Annotated in this window: 8 protein-coding genes; 2 read left to right on the top strand and 6 right to left on the bottom strand. The window is 61.1% G+C overall.

Annotated elements, in window-relative coordinates; translation table 11 throughout:
• Positions 1 to 65: 65 nt before the first annotated feature.
• On the bottom strand, positions 66 to 503 hold the full coding sequence (locus VGR99_RS34240; protein ID WP_326904366.1) for a hypothetical protein: 438 nt from the start codon (positions 501 to 503) through the stop codon (positions 66 to 68).
• A gap of 507 nt (positions 504 to 1,010) precedes the next feature.
• On the opposite strand from VGR99_RS34240, the gene VGR99_RS34245 reads away from it, so the two are divergent.
• Positions 1,011 to 1,652, top strand: a complete 642-nt coding sequence (locus VGR99_RS34245) for a PepSY domain-containing protein (RefSeq protein ID WP_326904367.1) — start codon at positions 1,011 to 1,013, stop codon at positions 1,650 to 1,652.
• Positions 1,653 to 2,099: 447 nt separating this feature from the next.
• Here the strand turns inward: VGR99_RS34245 and VGR99_RS34250 are convergent, their stop codons facing one another.
• Together VGR99_RS34250 and VGR99_RS34255 are read right to left on the bottom strand one after the other, a co-directional pair.
• Complete coding sequence (locus VGR99_RS34250) at positions 2,100 to 2,357, bottom strand: DUF4242 domain-containing protein (protein WP_326904368.1); 258 nt, start codon at positions 2,355 to 2,357, stop codon at positions 2,100 to 2,102.
• 26 nt (positions 2,358 to 2,383) lie between these two features.
• A complete protein-coding gene (locus VGR99_RS34255) occupies positions 2,384 to 5,932 on the bottom strand; it encodes an adenylate/guanylate cyclase domain-containing protein (protein WP_326904369.1) in 3,549 nt (1,182 codons plus the stop codon).
• A 1,007-nt stretch (positions 5,933 to 6,939) separates the two neighbouring features.
• On the opposite strand from VGR99_RS34255, the gene VGR99_RS34260 reads away from it, so the two are divergent.
• Entirely contained in the window at positions 6,940 to 7,461 is a 522-nt protein-coding gene (locus tag VGR99_RS34260; RefSeq protein ID WP_326904370.1) for a very short patch repair endonuclease, read from the top strand.
• Here the strand turns inward: VGR99_RS34260 and VGR99_RS34265 are convergent.
• Genes VGR99_RS34265 through VGR99_RS34275 form a run of 3 tightly spaced genes read right to left on the bottom strand, consistent with a single transcriptional unit; the run spans position 7,439 to position 17,938 of the window.
• Positions 7,439 to 13,300 carry a DEAD/DEAH box helicase gene (locus VGR99_RS34265; protein WP_326904371.1) on the bottom strand — a complete coding sequence of 1,954 codons (5,862 nt, stop codon included), beginning with the start codon at positions 13,298 to 13,300 and terminating at the stop codon, positions 7,439 to 7,441. The two genes, VGR99_RS34260 and VGR99_RS34265, sit on opposite strands and share 23 nt — an antisense overlap.
• Positions 13,293 to 15,383 (bottom strand): hypothetical protein, encoded by a 2,091-nt coding sequence (locus tag VGR99_RS34270; RefSeq protein ID WP_326904372.1) that lies wholly within the window; start codon positions 15,381 to 15,383, stop codon positions 13,293 to 13,295. Before VGR99_RS34270 ends, VGR99_RS34265 begins: the two co-directional genes overlap by 8 nt.
• Complete coding sequence (locus VGR99_RS34275) at positions 15,380 to 17,938, bottom strand: hypothetical protein (protein ID WP_326904373.1); 2,559 nt, start codon at positions 17,936 to 17,938, stop codon at positions 15,380 to 15,382. The genes VGR99_RS34270 and VGR99_RS34275 overlap by 4 nt, the downstream gene beginning before the upstream one ends.

Consider the following 17,938-nt stretch of genomic DNA (forward strand, 5'->3'; position numbering starts at 1 on the left):
TCCGGTCAAACCGAGTCTACCGCCAAGCAGGAAACCCTGCCTTGCCTCATACAGTATCGGCAGTATTAGGAATGATCTGGCCTTAGCCGCGTTATTTGGGCCGCCATCGCCTCCTCCCTGGCGAGCAGTGCATACAAAATGGTCCGCTCCGCCTGATCCATAGCCAGTACGGCGATCTCCACGGCGGCGATAGCACAACGCGACCAGCGGTCAGCCCGAGCGTGCAGATGGCCCGTTTGCCTCTGCTGTTTCCATCCGGCAATCTGCTCGATCGTCACTAATCGCTCCTGGTTCATCCATCGATCAAAGCTCGCCTGAGCGGTCAGTGCCCGAGCACGTCCTTGCTCCGCCTCCTCGTCAACCTTGCGAAGCTGCTCACGCAACGTCTGGCCATCCAGCTCCTCCACTTCGAAAATTAGGGTATTCGCGCGATCAAATGTCGCAGCAATACAGGAAAAATGCTGGCGCAATTCTTCGCGAAGTTCTCGCAAGTTGCCGTTCATTGAACCCTGCCAAAAGGTGGGCGACTCCCACATTATCTTCAATCATGCGCTAGAACGCGGCGAATAAATTCCAGCAAAATCTTGCAAATCGAGCTTGGGCGGCTGCGGAAGCCCGCCTGTTTTTCAGAATTTGGGACCCTTAGCGGGTATTTGCTGGCCTCGGATGTCGCAATCTTTCAAAAGCCGGGCATCACTTTCACAAGGAAGGTTGTCCGGTGCGCAGTACGAGAACTCATTCAAACAGGTACTTCGCCGCCGCGATGTTGGTGGTGGGAGGGATAGCCGCATTCTCCTCTGTTGCGGAAGCACAGGATGGCACGCCGGCACAGCGCAATGCCTGCAAGCAGGACGTCTTTCGGCTTTGCTCCGAATACATCCCCGACCGCGGCGCGATCACCGCGTGCCTTCAGCGCAACGTCGGAAAACTTAGCCCGGATTGCAGGACCGTCTTTCAAAGAAAACAGTGAGACGCAGGGCTAAGGCTCGCTGCGTGAATAAGGGCAGTTAATGACAAAGCTAGCTTCAGCTGTGCCGATGGCGCAGCATCAGCTATCAGTCCTTCTTGCCTTGATCGCTTTTGGACTCTGGATATCTCCGGCACGATCAACCGGTTTAGTCGATGCACAAGCCGAGCGGTCTGCCACTGTTATCGACAAAGATGAACTCCAAAAGCAAGTCGAGCGGGAAATCCGGAATTTCCGTTCCGCGCGGATTTCACTTCGACAGGCCCTATCGATAGCTCAAAGCCATCTTCCGAAATCGCGCGTCGTCGACATCTCGTTCAATCAGGAAGATAAGAGCGCGCCGGTCTATTTGATCAAGTCCGTCCAAGGTGACACACTCTGGGAGCTTCCTGTGGACGCAAATTCAGGTGAGGCGCTAGAAAACGCAACCCGCACATCAACGAAAGACCTCGATCGAGAGAGCCAAGCTAATCTTATGGCTTTCCGCGTCATTCGGCAGGAAATGATCGAAGCCGTGAAAATCGCGGAAGGAGGTTCTTCTGGTAAGGCTATTAGTGCCGGCTTACTCAACGAGGGTGGACGGTTGAGTTTTTCTGTTGTGGTGGTCGCGGGCGAAGACCTTAAACAGGTTATTCTGGAGCCTCCGCTTCCGAGCGGCAGGAATAGCAAGTACCTTCGTCGTTAAAGCTCGTTGGCGAGGCTAGGACTGGTGACATCGCGCAGGCTAACAGATCGGAAGATAGCATGCTTGCCGAGGTCCGCTATGGGTCCACAAGCAGCCGATCACGCTCAAGATGGCAGACTTCTGCTTTGCGTTTGCTGTCTGACCTTTATGAATACACGCCCTAGCTCGTAGCTTTGAACCGTGGCTATGACGCTGCGCACCCAAAAGGAACGCGAAATCAACCCAGTACGGAGGAGTGGATATCCTCTGAGTGTCGATAATTGGCGATTACCGGCGCTGAGTCTGCTTTGCACCAGAAGGCCGGCGACATTGGCCACGTCGCCTTATGACCGAAGCGGCATATTTGAGCCCTGAACCATCCGCTCTCGCCGGTATATGCGCTCAGGGAGAACGGCCGACTAGCCACATCTGACGGTCCGGGCCCTTTACTTTGGTCTCGCATCCGCTTTACACAAACATTGCTGGCGTTATCTCATCCACTTGGATGATCACGTCGGCCGGAATATCATTGCGGCGTGCCGCCTTTCTGATTGCCTCCGCACTCTCAGCTTCATAAAGACAGTAAGTCTTGCGCTTGTCGGCGCTAAGAAAGGTCAACAGCCACTTTACGCCTTCCTCATCGTTGATGCGGTTAACTGCATCTGCTCCTTCCTTTGTCATCTCGAGTTTTTCGGCGAAATTTCGCTCGATCATGAAACGTGGCATATGCATCTCCTTTGTCTGATGTGACCTCAGTGCCGTTGCTCCCGAATCCTATCCATCAAGGCTGTCATCTTCAGGCGGCATGCCGTCGTCCAAGATTCATTCAACAGGACTTCGGCTCGCTCGAGGTCGCCACGCCGGCTACGACGGCGCAGCATGCGCGCGAACCGGTGCTGTGTGTGTGCGAGCCAAGGGTATGCCTGCATGCCGCGATCCATTCGGATCGCCTCGTCGAAGTGCTGTTCAGCTCTATCCCAGTCAGTTAGAACTTCGGCCAACTCTCCGAGAAAGCGGCCGGCTGACCCGTAGCATACAGTCACGACCCCCGCCGTAACTGTCATGTGGCGATAAGGTTCAAGCAGATCATAGAGAGTATGTGCGCTGACCGCATCACCGAGTGCTGCACATACATCCGCCAGATAAGACAGGGTAGTGCTGCGCACCGCATCCATTGGAAGCGCGAAGCCGGTGTCCCTCAACTCATCCAGCAGCTTTTGTGCCTGCGGCTTGAATCCGAGTTCAGCTGCTATGACCGCAAATCCGGGCTTCCAGGCGTTGAGGTTGCCTTTGTCTATGAAATGTCTGACGATCGGGGCGACTTCCGAAAGACGGCCCTGCTCGCGCCGGATCGTGAACATTTGCATTCCATAGACGCCCTCGACGCTCTCACCATATCTCCGGCGACCGAGCTCATAGGCATTTTCAGCAAACCTTTCCGCGGCTGCAAAGTCGCCATTCAATAGCGCCAGCATCGCATGTCCGTGTTGTCCGACCCACTGCTGATGCGTCATTTGCTGACCATTGGTCAGCGAGCAGAACGTGTCCAGAGCTCCTATCATTCCCTCGCGGTCGCCGAATTCGGCAGAATAATAAATGCGAGTTGCAAGAGCTCGGGTACGGAAATCTGCGTCGTTAAGCCGCTCTGCGATGCCCAGCAATTCGCCCACGCGCTTTAGCAAGTTTTTGGACTGCTTGCCGGAAAGGGCAGCGGGGACCAGAAGCGGATTGAACAGAGCCTCGCAGAGCGTACGATCGTCACCGATACGACGTGCAATTTCGATAGCTTTGGAATTGGATGCATCTGCACGCCCAAGATCACCGTTCATGTAGAACGCTCTGCCGAGTGCGCTCAATATTTGGCAATGCTGCCGAGTGTCTTTATCTTCGATCGCGGGCAGTGCTTCGAGCAAAAGGTTGATCGAAGAATCACGCGGATCATGAGAATAGAAATGGGCTTGCGCAAATCCAATTGCGGAACTGGCGAGCGCGTCGGGCTTGTCAATAGCTCTTGCTACGCGGGCGGATTCACCGAACGTGGCAGACGCCTGTTGCAGGTCGCCGGCGGCTATCTGCGCCCAGCCCAACGCAATCTTTGTCTCCAGGATAGTCTCTTCGCGACCTTGCAAGTCCGGTAGATTCTGGGCAATTGCCAAGACTTTCTCGTAATGATCGATGGCTTCGTAATTCGCCGAGCGCGTGATCGCCCGCTCGCCCGCAAGTCGCCAGAACGGAAGGGCCAACTCTGCTAAATTGGCTTCGGAAAAGTGTTGCGCAATCAGCTCGGGCTGCGTCTCCGCTATTTCTCGGCACTCGGTCAGAGCGCGCGCGATCGCAGCGTGATATTGTTGTCTCTTACTCACAAGCAGAGATTGGTACGCCGCATCCTGAATTAGGGCATGCCTGAAGACGAACGCATCTTCGGATGAACCTGACCTCAGAAGGAGGTGCGCGGTCATGAGTTCGGCGATGGCGGCATCAAGCTCCGCGGATGAAACCCGGCAAACACGACTGAGCAGATCAAGGCTGAATTCACGGCCGATAACGGAGGCAGTTTGCGCGGTCTCCCTTGCAGTCGGCTCGCATCGATCAAGCCGCGCTAAGAGTGAACCCTGAAGTGTTGCTGGCAACGCCATTTTGATCCCACACTCGTTGGCCTCTCGTTCGGCAAGAAAGCGGGCCATCTCCTCGATGAACAGCGGGATTCCGTCGGCTCGATCAACGATTTCCTTGACCAGTTGAGCGCTGGAACTAAATCCGACGATATTTCGTACCATGTCGGCAACGAGGGGCTGCATCAGGGCCCCGATAGAAAGGGACAGCACGTGACCGTAGGCGCGAGGCCATTCAAATTTCCAGCCTGGCCGATGCGTGACGAGCAACATGACAGGTGCTCGACTGATCGGCGCTAATAGCGCGTCGAGTAACTCGGTCGTGGTCGGGTCGATCCAGTGGGCATCCTCAACAACGAGCAGCAGAGTGACGCGCCCGGCCCGGTGCACGAAGTGCTCCACCAGGGTCTGCAAGATGAGACTCTTCCTTTGCTGCGGCGCGAGTTCAAGCTCGCCATAGCGATCATGGTAGTCAAGTGAAAGGAGCTCGGCATAGACGACGCCCACGGCACCGCTATCGATGCCAAGGCCGGCAAGCATGCGCTCGAGCTTGTCGAGACGATGCTCGTTGTGATCTTCAGGCCGAAAGGCCGCCACTCGCGACAGGTTCTGAACAATTGGGAATAGAGCACTGTTGCTATGGTATGGTGAGCACTGAAGACGGATGACCTCGTGAGGCGTTGAACCGAGTGTTTCAGTGAAGACCTGGACGAGCCGCGACTTGCCGATGCCGGCGTCTCCCGACAGCAGGACTGCCTGTCCTTTCGCCTCACGCGCGAGATCCCAGCTTTTGAAGAGGAGCGCGAGTTCGCTTACGCGACCGACGAACGGTGACAGCTCTCCCGCATGGGCGGCGTGGAAGCGGCTCTCGACCTCACGCTCCGACGTGACGAGGTGCGCCCTCGTGCCCGTGCCGAATCCTTTGAGGGATATCTCACCGAGATCCTCTGTAATGAAGGCGTTGCCGATCAATCGTCTGGTCGACTCCGCGATAACGAGTTGATTCGGTTGAGCGATCGCCTGGAGTCTCGCTGCAAGATTCGGTGGCTCGCCCGCCACCGCGCCCTCCTCTCGAACAAAGCCGGCAAAAAGGTCCCCTACAACAACTTGTCCTGTGGCGATGCCCACACGCGCCTTAAGCTCGGCGTCTTTGGTTTCAAGCATTTGCACGGCGACCAAAGCCTCGAGCCCGGCTCGAACTGCACGCTCGCCATGATCCTCATAGGCGCGTGGCCATCCGAAATACGCCATGATGCCGTCGCCCATATAGCGGGCGACGTAGCCTCCGTAACGGATGACAGTCTTGGCGACCCGATCTTGGTAACCACGAAGTACCTCCCGGAGATCTTCGGGATCGAGCCGCCGTGATAATTCGGTGGACCCTGCCAAATCGCAGAATAGGACGCTCAGGAGGCGCCGCTCCGGTGGTCGCTCCGAGCAAGCGAGATGCTGTTCAGGTGGAAGCTTTGGGCTCGTAGGAATTGTGCTTATTGGCGGCCAAGTTGTCCCGAAGGTGCCCGATGCCGCAGCTATCAGGATTTTGCGGTGTCCAAGAGACACTCCTAACTCGCGAAGATCCGCTTCGGTGAGGTGCGGCAGCACACTCATATCGATGTCGTTGGCGACGAAGGCGCCGGAATATTGCTCAAGGCCAAGCGTTCGTAGCCACGTATGAACGTCGTTGCTCATAGGCTTCCCGTCGCTTCTTCACTCCCCGCTTTTGTATTTGTTGTTTGGTTTAGCACCGCCGCAGTCGAGAATGAGCGGCGCTGCGATGCAGCTTATCCGAAATCATTCAAGGCTTTACTTATGCGCGTGATCTACGCGGGACCGAGCAACCATAGCATATCTCGCCGACGCCGGAGTACTCAATCATGCCTTCAGGATCTGTAGTCGGAGCGCATAAACCCATATTGGAAGTCGTTTTCCCGTGCAGAGCGGAAGGGTTGCCACGTGCCAAATTCGACGTTTTTACATAGCGTTAGGTTGCCCATTTTGCCCGCGCTCATTTCGACCAGCCCGTCGGAGGTTACGGTCTGAAAATTGCTCATGGCTAGTGGGCCTGAGTTCACCGGGCTTATTGGGCCGGCGATCGACGCTCCATCGGGTTTTGTGCAGCTGCTTGCGGCTGGAATTGGCCTGCCGGAGATGTCCACCATCTCTCGAATGTCCGCTCCACGCCGAGAGCCGACAAGCTCACGATAATCGAACGAGAGCTTTCAGCCAATTATTGCGAATTGACGGATCGCGAAGTGCCCTGCCCTTCGCGCCCGCTCGCAGCGGCGGCCCAATCTGTAGTTTGTCACCGTAGCTACTCACGCGAACCTCGAGCTGCCTGCCGAAAATTGCAGAGTACGCAATGGTTTGGTCTTTCCCGTTTGGAGGAGCGGTGATCCGTCGGCTTACATCAGCTTCTGCCCGACGGCTCGTCGCGCACCGACATGTTGCGCCTCCGTGAGCGAAAAGTCCGGGATCCTTGAGTTGTCAACTCAAATGCTGCAAGCACGAATACGGCAGTTGGGCACCCAGATTAACATGCAGCGGACGAGGTCGCGCCGCCCGTGAAGGGCTCTATCGCCACCCCTGCTCTCGGCGACTATGTGTAGCCTGTCCACCTTCTGGGTGAGCAGCATCTGGTTCCGACCGGGTCGCTACCGGTCTCGAAAACGCCTTCACCGATCGTTATACCGAGGGCCATGAGAGTCCGTCTTAGACCAGGGCGAACACGCGAAAAACGGCTAACGACTGGCAAGTCGCACGCGGGGGCTCCGGCCCAGAGCCGGCCGAGGGAGAGCTATTCTTCCCATCGTTCGTGGACCATGGCGCAAGTCGGGTCGAAGAACACCACGCCCGAACTCAACGTAAGGCGTGCAGCGCACAGATTAGGACTGCGGTTTCGGCTTCATGGCGCCGATCTTACCGGTAAACCCGACCTCGTTTTCCGACGGTGGAAAACAGCCATCTTCGTCCACGGATGCTTCTGGCATCGGCATCATTGTCGGGGGGCCCGGCTGCCGAAGACGAATGCCGATTATTGGGCGAAGAAGCTTCAGCGCAATGCGCTACGGGACAAGGCGACCCTAAGGCTTCTGAGAAAGTCCGGATGGCGATGTGCCGTAATTTGGGAGTGCCAGGCTAAGGACCCCGCCAAGTTGGATAGTATATTGCGGCGACTGTTCGTTACGCCTGCCCGCGCTAGTCGGCGCCGGTCGCCCTGAAGACCGGTGCCGGGGCTCTATCCCCCGCTACCTCGAGCGCGCGAAGTGGTCGCCTCTCGAGATCAAAGGTGTCGATCGGTATCGCGCGCGTGCCCGGCGTCGATGCGCCTAGGTCGCGTAGGAGCGTCGGATCGGCCCGCCATAGCGGATGAATGACCACTAGCCTCCGGCTCACTCGCTGCTGCCCGTCCGTCTCGACAAGGCACGGCAGTCCCATCGACCCCACCCGGTCCGTCCGCCAGAACCTCGGCCGCATCGAAGCCACCTCCTCGGCGAGGGCGTACGCTTTTCCGAGCCACCCCTTCAACTCCGGGAAGGAATCGAAGTCGCCGTCCAGGCCGCACTGGAACGATGGGTCGGTCATCGACCTCAAGTATGCAAGCCCGAGCCGCCAATCCAGCAGCGGGTGGTAACGCCTGTTCTGGTACTGCTGGATGCACATGTAGCAGGATGTCGAGCATTTGCTTTCGTGCTCCTCGTCCACGAAGTCGAGAAGCGGCCACTTGTCGTGCGCCGTTAGAATCTCCTCGATGAGGTGGGCGATGTCGGGACGTCCGTCGGTGCCCGGCTGGCATAGCCGGCGGCACAGTCCGGAGCCGTTGATAAGCGTGTCGGCGATCTGCAGCACGGGCCGGTCATACCGCAGGCGCGGTTCGAGCGCCTCGAACTCGTCGGGCGCGACGTCAAGCTCGAGCGCCGCCTTTTGCACCAACAGATGGGTTGCGCTGATTGCGGCGGCACGTGCCGCGATGTGTGTGCGTTCGCCGCTCTTGGCCACCAGGTCGATGTTCAGCCGCTCGTTGAACCGAATGGCTTCGACGAAGACGGCGTCCGTCGCCTTCCGGGCGAACAGGCCGAACTTGCCAATGCCGTCGCCCGTGCGCTGAAACCGTTTCGCCTTGTCCTTAATGGACACTTCGGTGTCGATGGCCTGATCGGCCAAATGGACGCCCCGAGGGAACGTCGCGACGTCCTGGTCGGTCATCATTTCGACTTCGAACAGCTGCTGCTCGCCCAGATCGTCCGGGCGGCCATCATTTAGCTGCATGATCGTGGTTCCGGCACCCGCATGGATCCGAATGCTTCCGACGTCTTCCGCCTTGCCCTCTCGCGCCACCGTCGCGACAGTACGGGTCGACATCACACCGACCTCGTCCAGGTCACCATCCTCGGGACGGAAGTCGGTTCTGAACGCCGCGGGCGAGATGTAGTGCCGGAATTCCGCAGCCTGCATGTCCGCACGGCAGTCGTCGCATCGAACGCCGCCGCCCGGCCGTTCGCGCTCATGCTTGGCCGCGCCGCAGGCGACGCACCACCCGATGAAGCCGTATTCACTGATCCAATTAGACATCGGCGGCTGCACCAGGATGTTCTTACCGCGCCGCTCGGGATCCAGGAGCCTTCCAGTGAAACCGACCGCCTTGTGCTTCTCCTTGTCCTTGACGAGTAGGCTGCCTGGCGCGAATTCGAAGATGGCCATCTCGAGGTCGCGGTCCATGGAAAGCCAAGACAACTCCTCATCCGAGCCGCGTCCTTTCCGATCCATGCCGAGGTACATGTTGCGCACGCGCGTAGGCATTCCGTACATCGGCAGGAGGCCTTGCTCGGCAAGGAACTGGGCCAGCCCGGCGTTGTCGCGGGGCGCGGCGTCCCGCCTTCCCATGATCTCCCCAAGCAGCATTTCGGGAGCGGACGCCGCGAGCAGACGCGCTTGTTGCTGCTCGTCCAGAACGGCCGAGGCGACGAAAGCGTCTCGCACGTTTTGTGTCTTCTTCAGCGCCGCAAGCAACCGGTCGGGCCACGGCGATCCCGTGTCGTAGAACTCGCCGGTCGGCACGTATTCCCCGTGCACATCCGGCGGCATGAGGTCGTCGCCAGGATAGATGTCCCCGCGCCCTATGCATTCGTCGCGCACAACGGCGAAGGCGGAGCGCAGCCATACCTTCCGGAGAAGTCTGTGCGGGATCGGATCGTGGTCTACGGCGAGGAACGGCGGCGGCGGCGCGTCGCCGGTGATCGCCTCTGGATGGCGGAAATAGAACGCGTCATGGCTGCGACCTCTGCAGAAGGTCGCGACGAACGAGAATGCCTGGCCGCGGCGCCCGGCCCGTCCGACGCGCTGTTGATAGTTGAACCGCTGAGGCGGCATGTTGGCTTGATACACCGTCTGCAGCGAGCCGATGTCGATGCCGACCTCCATGGTGGTCGTCACGGAGAGCATGTCGATCTCTTCGGCCAGGCGGCCGACCTCGTTCGTCTGGCCGACGAAGATGTCCTTGAAGCGACGAAGCCGGTCAGAAAAGTCCTCGGTCTGCCCGCTCAATTCCTCGCATTTCAGGCGGAAGCGCTTAATGCCCTGATCGTGCCCGCGAACAATGCGCCGCCCGAGGAAATTCCGGCTCCAAAGCTCCTCGACAACGCCGGTCGGGTTGTCGGGCAGCGGATTGTAGCAGCGGGTGCAGATTTGCTCGCCGCGGTGCAGATGGACGCGCTCGCAGGACTCGCACCGCCAATAGTGATCGCCCGCCTCGGCGACGCGCAAGTGCAGCTTGCCCACCTCGACTACGCCCCCGCTGTGGCCGATCGCAGCGAGTGCATCGAGAACCCCCTTCAAACCGTTGTCCACGCTCGCGCCGAACACCTTGTCGGCGAACCTTCGCACCCGGTTGTTCCTCGGCACCGCCTGGGACCGATCCCACGTCAGGAAGTTATTGCGGTCGAAGTACTTGCCCTCTCTCACTCTCGACGCGCTTGCGAACACGCGCAGCCATGCGTCCAGCTTGCGGGTCTCGTCGCTCGCCTCGGCTGAGAGCGAGGGATAGGCCAGGCCCGTCTCCTCCAGCGCGAAGAACGTGTTGGCGAAGATCACGTCCTCGACCAGTTCGTACTGGTTGGTCATGATCCGCCGCTCGAGGTCCAACTGCCGGTCAGCCGGAAGCTGGGGAGAGAATTGGCTCACGCCCTGCGTTCGCACGAATGCATCCCACCAGGGTTTGTCGTCGAACTTGGCTCTACCTACTTCGTCGAATGGATGGATGCCCAGGCCGACGAACTCGGAGGTGATCCGGGACAACGCGCGGCCGCTGCTGCCGTACTGAAGAAGATAGTCGAGGCGGATCTTCTTCGATCCGAGGTCGATTCCCTTCAATTCGTCGTCCATCTTGTTCCAGGCGGTGACCTGCGCCATTACGGCGTTCATGTCGCCCCCCAAGCCCGCCAGTATTCGCGCGCGTTCTTCCTGGCTTAGGTGCCTTGCCTGCGCATCCGCGAGGCATTCCCTCGCAGCGGTGACGAGGATTTCGCGGCGCAGATCCCTCAGATGCAGCCGCTCGATCTCCAGCGATTGGTTCGCGGCGTCCTGCCGGCTGTCCGAAAAGACGATGCTCTTGGCCTGCGCACCGATGGCGTGCAGTAATTCGAAGAGCTCGGTCGCCACCATCTGCGAAGCCTTGCCGACGCCGGTGCGGAACGCGCGGACAGGTGAGCTGGCGCGGCCCGTCCGCGGTCGGAAAGAATAGTCGGTCCCGCACTTTGGGCAGCAGAACGGCTGCGCCATTCTTAGGCGGACTTGCTGCCCCCTTTGGTTCTGTATCGCGTCGTCCGTCTGGAAGTATAGATGGCCGCCGATGTGACCTGCGGGCACCTCGTCGCGCTCGGTGACGGCGCCGGTGGTCGGATCAAGCGAGGCCTTCGTCCATCGATCATAGTTGCGCTCAGACGTGCGGGGCGTGGCCGACCTGGGCCAGAAGACGGCGAACTGCTGCCAAGTCATCTTGTCGTAGTACTCCGACCCCGCTTTTTCCGGAATCGCCTCGAGGTCCGCTGCCGACGGCAGAAGCTCGGTCACGTTGGTAGTGCCGGCACCGGATCCGCGCTGCCCGCCGAGCAGGATCTCCCCGCAGGCTTCGCAGTATAGGAGTTCGAAGAGCCGCCGTCCGCGTGCGGAATCGCCCGTGCGTCTTCCATGGGAGGTGCCGCGCTCGATGGTCAGATCGCCGATTTTGATGCCGTCATTGCCGATGTCGACTGAACCAAAAAGACCCTCGATGTTGCGGATGAAGCCGTGGAAGCGGAACGAAGGTAACCCCTGCGGCGTGGGTGCTTTGTGGCCCGCGCTTTCCGGAAGCGCGCGGGCGAGCATCAAGCCCCTCAGCGCTCGGGTAGCGTCGGCGCTACCGAAGATGACCTTGGCGAGCCTATCGGTGGAGGTGGCCCTCACGTTCTCGCCGTCGAGGCAGGCGGTCGTCAGCACCTCGGCCGCTCGACGCGAAAGGTTTTGAACGAAGGCGGCGTCCTGCGGATTTAGTCCGAAGGCGGCGGCTATCTTCCTGAGCGCGAGCTCGACGGGCTTCGATTTCGGCACGTCGCGGACGAGCCCTTCGCCCTTCGGATCTGACGCCGCGACGAGGTCGATGAACGGTTCGGTCGAGAGTTTGCTCAGTGCGACCCGATCGAGATGCGGCGTCCCCGGCACGACGCAATCGCGCCAGAAATCCAGCTTCTTGGTACCGGGATCGTTCGGTCCTTCGCTCGTCCCATAGGGCGCGAACAGATCGCGCAGATACCGCAGGCTGTGCTCCTCGTTTTCGCCATCGAGCGGAAGCGACGCGCTCGAAGCTAGTATCCGCAGCTTGTGGATTACCTCGGGCTTGTCGAGCCCCAAGCGCTGCAGGAGCGACTTGATCAGGAAAGACACCTCGGTGCCGGCCGAGCCGCGCACAAGATGCAGTTCGTCGATGATGAGGAACAGATAGGATTCCGGATCACTCGTCAGCCAATCCCGCGTGGATTCGAAGACCTTGTCCTCCACCTCGCGCGACAGCATGGTCCCGAGCATCGATGCGTTGGTGACGAGGATGTCCGGCGGCGCGCGGTGCATGTCCCAACGACTGACCATTTCGCCGCCGTCGACCGACGGGAAGATGAACCTCGTCGGCTCGGCCTTCTCGCCGGCGGCGGCCGCTGCCTGGCGCGCCGCTGCGTCGTGCTGGCGCGCCGCGTCCTGGTCGCTTTCGACTCTCCGCATCTCCTCGCGAAGGACGTTGCCGCGGCGGGTTCGCCGGGACCTCTCATCCTTGTCCCTTGATCGGCGGGGATGGACTTCGTACCCCGTGACGGGCGTCGAGCTCGTGTACTGCCCGAAGAATATCCGGTTGCCGGCGAAGCGCTCGTCCATGACAGTGCGAGCCTCCTCGGAGTCCAGCGTCCTGCGCAGCCGGACCATTTGGTCGTCAACGAGCGCGTTCATCGGATAGAGGATGATTGCTCGCAAAGCTTTCGGGCGGCCCGGATCTTCATGGCGGCGCATATGGACGAACGGGTCGCCCCCAGCCCACCAGTTTTCCTTCAGGAATCCAGGGCGCGGAGCGGGCCAATTCACGGCCTCGTTCGCAAGCGCCGCGAGCACTGGCAGCATGAAGCTTTCGGTCTTGCCGGAGCCGGTGCCCGACGTGACGATGCCGGGCTTTCCTCGGCGCGCGCCGCGAAACAGCATCTCGACTTGATGGGTGTAGGGGTTGTAGGTCGACTTCCGCCTGACCGATCCTTGGGCCGGCTCGCCGTCGAACAGTCCGGAAAGCGCCAGCTCGACAAAGGCGTTCCGGCCGTCTTCCGACAAGTGGCTTAACCGCGCGTCGGAAACGAGCTTCTCCAGCGGGTCCTTGTACTGCTGGTATCGCAGCACGGGCTCGAGGAACGGGGCGGTCGCGAGAGCGCCGTCGGACTCCAAGAGTTCGCGGCGACCGTCCGCCGTTTCCTCGTTCGAGATGCGGAACGCCGTCTCGACGTACGAAATGAAGAAGTCCTTGATGCGCTCGAAGCCGCCGATCGGGTCAAGCACGCGACGGTCCTCCGTTGTCGATCAGCTTTAGGTTCGGCTTCGCGTCTCCAGAGATAGAATCAAGGACTTCCTTCGAGAACCCTCCCGCCTCGCCCTTCAGAACCGCTTTCGCCGTCGGAGCGAACGTGGCCAGCCAGCGGGCGTCGGTGATCGGCAGCCGGGCGGAGCCGATCAATGCCAAGGCCGCAGCGGGGTCCGATCCGACGCTGGATACTTCGACGACGCGCTGCAAAGTGTCGCTGCCGATCGACGCCAAAGCTGCGACGCCCGCTGTGCGTTCGATCCAGCCCTCAGCGCGGAACGACGATGGAGAGCTCGTCGCCTCGCCGTCCCCTTCGCCGCCGCGCGTGACGCAAAGCAGGAACTCTCTCGGCAGGGCCCGTTGCTTGCCTGCGCGCGCCAACGTATCGATCCAGAACTGCGAGGGTGCGAGGTCGGCGCGGCGGATCGCGCAAAGCCGGACGATGGATCTGTCCTGCACGTCGGCCAAAGCCAGCCCAAGCGCCGTCGGCTCGCCGTGCCCGGGGCGGCGCCAAAGATCGTCGTAGCTGATGATCGTGGGGTCGCAGTCGAGCGTGGTGATGGCGCCGCCGGCCAGCATCGACGACAGAACGTCGAGCACGTCGTCCGCCTCAGGACCTTCGATGATCGGCACGCCGCCGCTCAGGACAATGGTGGCCACCCGCGCCACGCCCCGTCGGCCCGCCTCGGTGAGCAATTGGGAGGCCTTTAGCCAATCGGAGATCTCGCCGATTGGCAGCGGGCGCGCAGAAGGCGACGGGTTCGCGAGCGGCATCAGCGGGCTTGCCTGGGAAGTCTTGGTGCGGTCGCCGGCGTCTTGCAGCACCTGCTCCATGCGAAGCAGGCGATCGACGTCGGCTTTCCGGTCGACGGCCTCCAACGAAAGCCGCGTGATGTCGGCGTCAAGCGCCTCGATTTCGCCGGCCTTGGCGCGATTGCTTTCTTGCAGCGCGTCACGCGACTTCTGCAGTTCTTCGACGGCCTTCTCGAGACCCGACTTCCTGACCTCGATCGCCGATAGAGCCGCATTCTTCTCGGCGTCCAACTTCGCCTGAAGATCCTGCAGGCTCGATGTTTCGAGGTCGTCCAGCTCCGCCTTGAGCTTCTCACTGCGTGCACGCCTCACCGTGGCGAACTCCGCCTCCATGGATGTCGTCAATTCTGCGGTGAGCGCAGCACGCTTCGCTTCGACAGCGTCTGCCGCCAGCCGCGCGATCTCCTGCTCGATGCGCGCAGCAATGGCCGGGTCGCGCCGCAGCGCCTGCATGAAGTCCGTAACCAGCGCCGGTCGCGACGTCACGATCTCGCCGAGGCGCCGTGACCTTGAAATTTCTTGGGCTATGTTCAGATCCGGCTCGCCTGCGCCGGAAAGCAGGCCCTCAAGCCTGCCTGCGTGCGCGAGAAGCGTCGCGGCCATCGCCGCTCTTGCCTTCTGTTCGTCATCTTCGCCCGCCAGCGCCGCCCGAACAATCTGCTCGACGTATTTCGCATCGCTCGTCCAGTTCGCGAGCTTAATCTCGGGGGACTGATGGTTCTTTTCCATCAGCGAGATCGAGCCGCCCGGCGTGGGGATGGCGAGGACCTTCGTGGCGTCGAAGCTGAATACGGGCAGCCGCGCCATGTCGGCTGTCGTCGCCCGGCTCCTGCCGTCCTCGGATTTAGCCATTTTGACAACGATCATTTCGTCGAGGCCGATGCGATAAACCTTCTCGCCGACGTAGGTGTCCTGCAGCCCGGTTTCGACCAGAAGCCTGCGCGCCGCTTCTGATCCGGACAGGCCGCTGAGATCCTCGAAAGGAAGCAGTTTCTTGGCAGTCGGCGAAACCCAGCGCTGGCGCCGAGGCGGCCCGTCCAGAACGGGCTTCGCGATCGCCCAATCGTCCTGCTTCAGAAAAGCGCGCGCGCCGCGAAGCTCGATCTCGCCCTCCGGCGGGAACTCAGTTTGCGATGTATGGGTCAGGTCCCGCATCACGCCGTCGACGGACTGCGCGCGCGCCTTCATGAAAACGGAGTCCTTCACGCGCGTGCATTGACCGACTACGAATGTATTGATCGCACTCATGCGTTGCTCCACTGCGTCGGGTCGAGAGGCGCCCTGCCTGAAACAATGCGCCCGCCCGTGAAGATCAATCGTTCGGCGAACCCGCTGCGCCGCGCGGACGCGACGGCGTCCCAGGAAGCGGGAAGCGTCACGCCAGCGTCTATCGCGCGAGGCAGCAGCCTCGCGACGGTCGTCGCCTGATCTCGACTCGCCTGATACCCGTAACCGCCGGACGGCAGCAGTTGCGGGTTGGCCAAGTTCTCATATCGAAGCCAATGCGCGATGCGATCGGGCAGGTAGCCGTCACGGCCTATCCGAACCAGACGATCGGCCTCAAAGCGATACATCGCCCTGCCCGCCTGCATGTGCGCCTCGGCGATCGCGCCGCATCGCGACACGAACATCCGCTCCGGGCCGGCCCCGGAAACGACGTAGACGTCGTGATCGCGCTCACCCAGATGGACCCAACGGGTGAGGCAAACGCGCGACGGGGAACCGTCGAACGTGAAGCGTCCCGCGTCCCACGACCAGACGTATTCCCTCCGGTAGGCTTCCAGTCGGCGCTGCTTGTCATCGTCGAATGCCGCAGCGCGGCGTCCCGGCATCGTAGGCGATTTTGTCAACCATCCGAGCCGTTCCTGCAGCTTCTCAATCGCCACGCCCGTGGCGCCCGTCAAAGGAATGCTCCACGGCAACGCCATTCGCCTGAACGTGCGCCCGCCAAGCGCCTTTACCGCTTGCTCGAAGTCGCGGCGCTGAAGCGCGGGAACGGACCCGTCGACCAAAATGAGATCCTGAGCGCGGGACCGCAGCGGCACCAGCGCGACGTGGCCCAATATCCACGTACGTCCGCGGTGACGCGCTCTCAGAAGTGGCGTCAGCACGGTCGCATCCTGCAGGCTGCGTAGGAAGTCCCAAGGGCTGATCTCCCCGGGAAGAACCCTCTCCAGCAACGGGATCAGATCGGCCTCACTCCAGCCCCGGCGCCCGCCTGCGTAGATCGCTTCAAGAAGGTCGTCCAGCGCCTCCGGGACGGTATCCCAGCCCTGCGGAGGCTCGGCCGTCCGCGAAAGCATCCTAACGGTATCGTTCCACTCCGGCGCGTCGACGAGGTTGGCCGGCCTCTGGCCGTCGTGGACGAACGCATCGGCGACGAAATGAAGCCTCGCCCCGGTGCTCGCGGAGCTCCTGAGTTCGAATACGCCGGCCACTGGACCTCGCGACCTGATCGCGTACAGGTTCGGCTCGATCTCCTTGCAGCCAAGAGCCGAGGCGTGATTGTCCCCCTCGGCGACGATCGTCGGCAATCCGAGATCGGTCTCGATCCTGGGAAGAACCGACCGTCGCCCGAGCCAATGGTGGTCCGTCCGGACGCCACCCGTCAACGTCACGCCGGAGATGGCCAGCTGGAGTTCTCCCTTCGCGAGCAGCCGGCGCAACGCATCCTCGGCCCGCGCAATCGAGACCGGATCGTTCGTCAGACTCCAATCGCCGCTGAGCCGAAGCCTTCCGAGCTTCGTGCCGACCGCTGACCTCAGTCGGTTGCTCAGCCCGACCTTGACCTCGCCGCGACAATCGGAAAATCGAGGCACTGCGGACCAACGGGACGTGCCGACGCGCTTGAAGACGATGTATCCCGCCTCCGTCACCTTTCGCAGGTTCGAGGGGCCGAGCCTGCCGACTGCCGCGACGGCAGACTGCAGTGTGGAGTGCACGCTCGCGCGGTCCGATTTATTGGCGACGTCGATCTTGAAGTGAAGGAGCCCGTCTTCGTCGGGATAAACCTCGAGCGCGACATCCGACGACATCTCGACGTTTCGCGCGTCGGCGACCGACAGCACGAACTTCCAGAACCGGTGTTCGGCGAGCGTGCGCTGCTCGCTCTGATAAGCGGCATAGAATTCGTCGAAGGCATCGTGCAGGCCTTTCGACGCGTTCGACCGGTCGACAAGGTTGCGCAGCGTCGCGAGAAGCGCTTTTTCGTCGGCCGCAATTCCCGCATGCTGGTCGAAAAAATGTCCGAGGAAAGTGCGGTCACGCCGAGACGGAAACGACAGCCGCACGGTGTGGCCGATCTGGTTCCAGCCGTCGTCATCGGGCAAGACGAGCCTGCGGAACGGCTTGCCTGCTTTCACCTGGCGCAAGAGCCAGTCCCGCAACGACCTCCACATGGTCGCGATGCCGGTGAGCTTCGAGAAGGATCTGTCTACGCCGAGGAACGAGGCGAGCTTCGGCCTGAACTGGTCGGAGGCGCCATCGCCGTCCCGCTGGCTGTCGACGAAAATCGTCAGGGCGAGGTAAGCGAAGCAGCCGGGGCAATCGGGAGCAAGCTTTCTATTGAAGCTTCCATCTTCCAGGGCGGAGTAGAGCGTCCACTTGTTCGTCAGCAGCGCTTTTTTGAACGACGAAACCGCTTGAGCTCCCGCGAAGGCGTCCGATCCTCCCGCCATCGCGAGCGTTTCGGGACTGATGTCGAAGGACCTGATCGGACCGACGCCCTCGCCCGCCGCCGTCAGGAAACGCCGCGTCAGCGCTTCTTCCCACTCGGCCAGGCTGGTCGGCAATTCAGCGCGCAT

This window comes from Bradyrhizobium sp., from assembly GCF_035935975.1.
GTDB lineage: Bacteria > Pseudomonadota > Alphaproteobacteria > Rhizobiales > Xanthobacteraceae > Bradyrhizobium.

What these genes read in the sequence shown, in the direction of transcription:
- VGR99_RS34240 (WP_326904366.1), bottom strand. Translation starts at nt 503, where the DNA reads ATGAACGGCAACTTGCGAGAACTTCGCGAAGAATTGCGCCAGCATTTT.
- VGR99_RS34245 (WP_326904367.1), top strand. Translation starts at nt 1,011, where the DNA reads ATGACAAAGCTAGCTTCAGCTGTGCCGATGGCGCAGCATCAGCTATCA.
- VGR99_RS34250 (WP_326904368.1), bottom strand. Translation starts at nt 2,357, where the DNA reads ATGCCACGTTTCATGATCGAGCGAAATTTCGCCGAAAAACTCGAGATG.
- VGR99_RS34255 (WP_326904369.1), bottom strand. Translation starts at nt 5,932, where the DNA reads ATGAGCAACGACGTTCATACGTGGCTACGAACGCTTGGCCTTGAGCAA.
- VGR99_RS34260 (WP_326904370.1), top strand. Translation starts at nt 6,940, where the DNA reads ATGAGAGTCCGTCTTAGACCAGGGCGAACACGCGAAAAACGGCTAACG.
- VGR99_RS34270 (WP_326904372.1), bottom strand. Translation starts at nt 15,383, where the DNA reads ATGAGTGCGATCAATACATTCGTAGTCGGTCAATGCACGCGCGTGAAG.
- VGR99_RS34275 (WP_326904373.1), bottom strand. Translation starts at nt 17,938, where the DNA reads ATGCGCGCTGAATTGCCGACCAGCCTGGCCGAGTGGGAAGAAGCGCTG.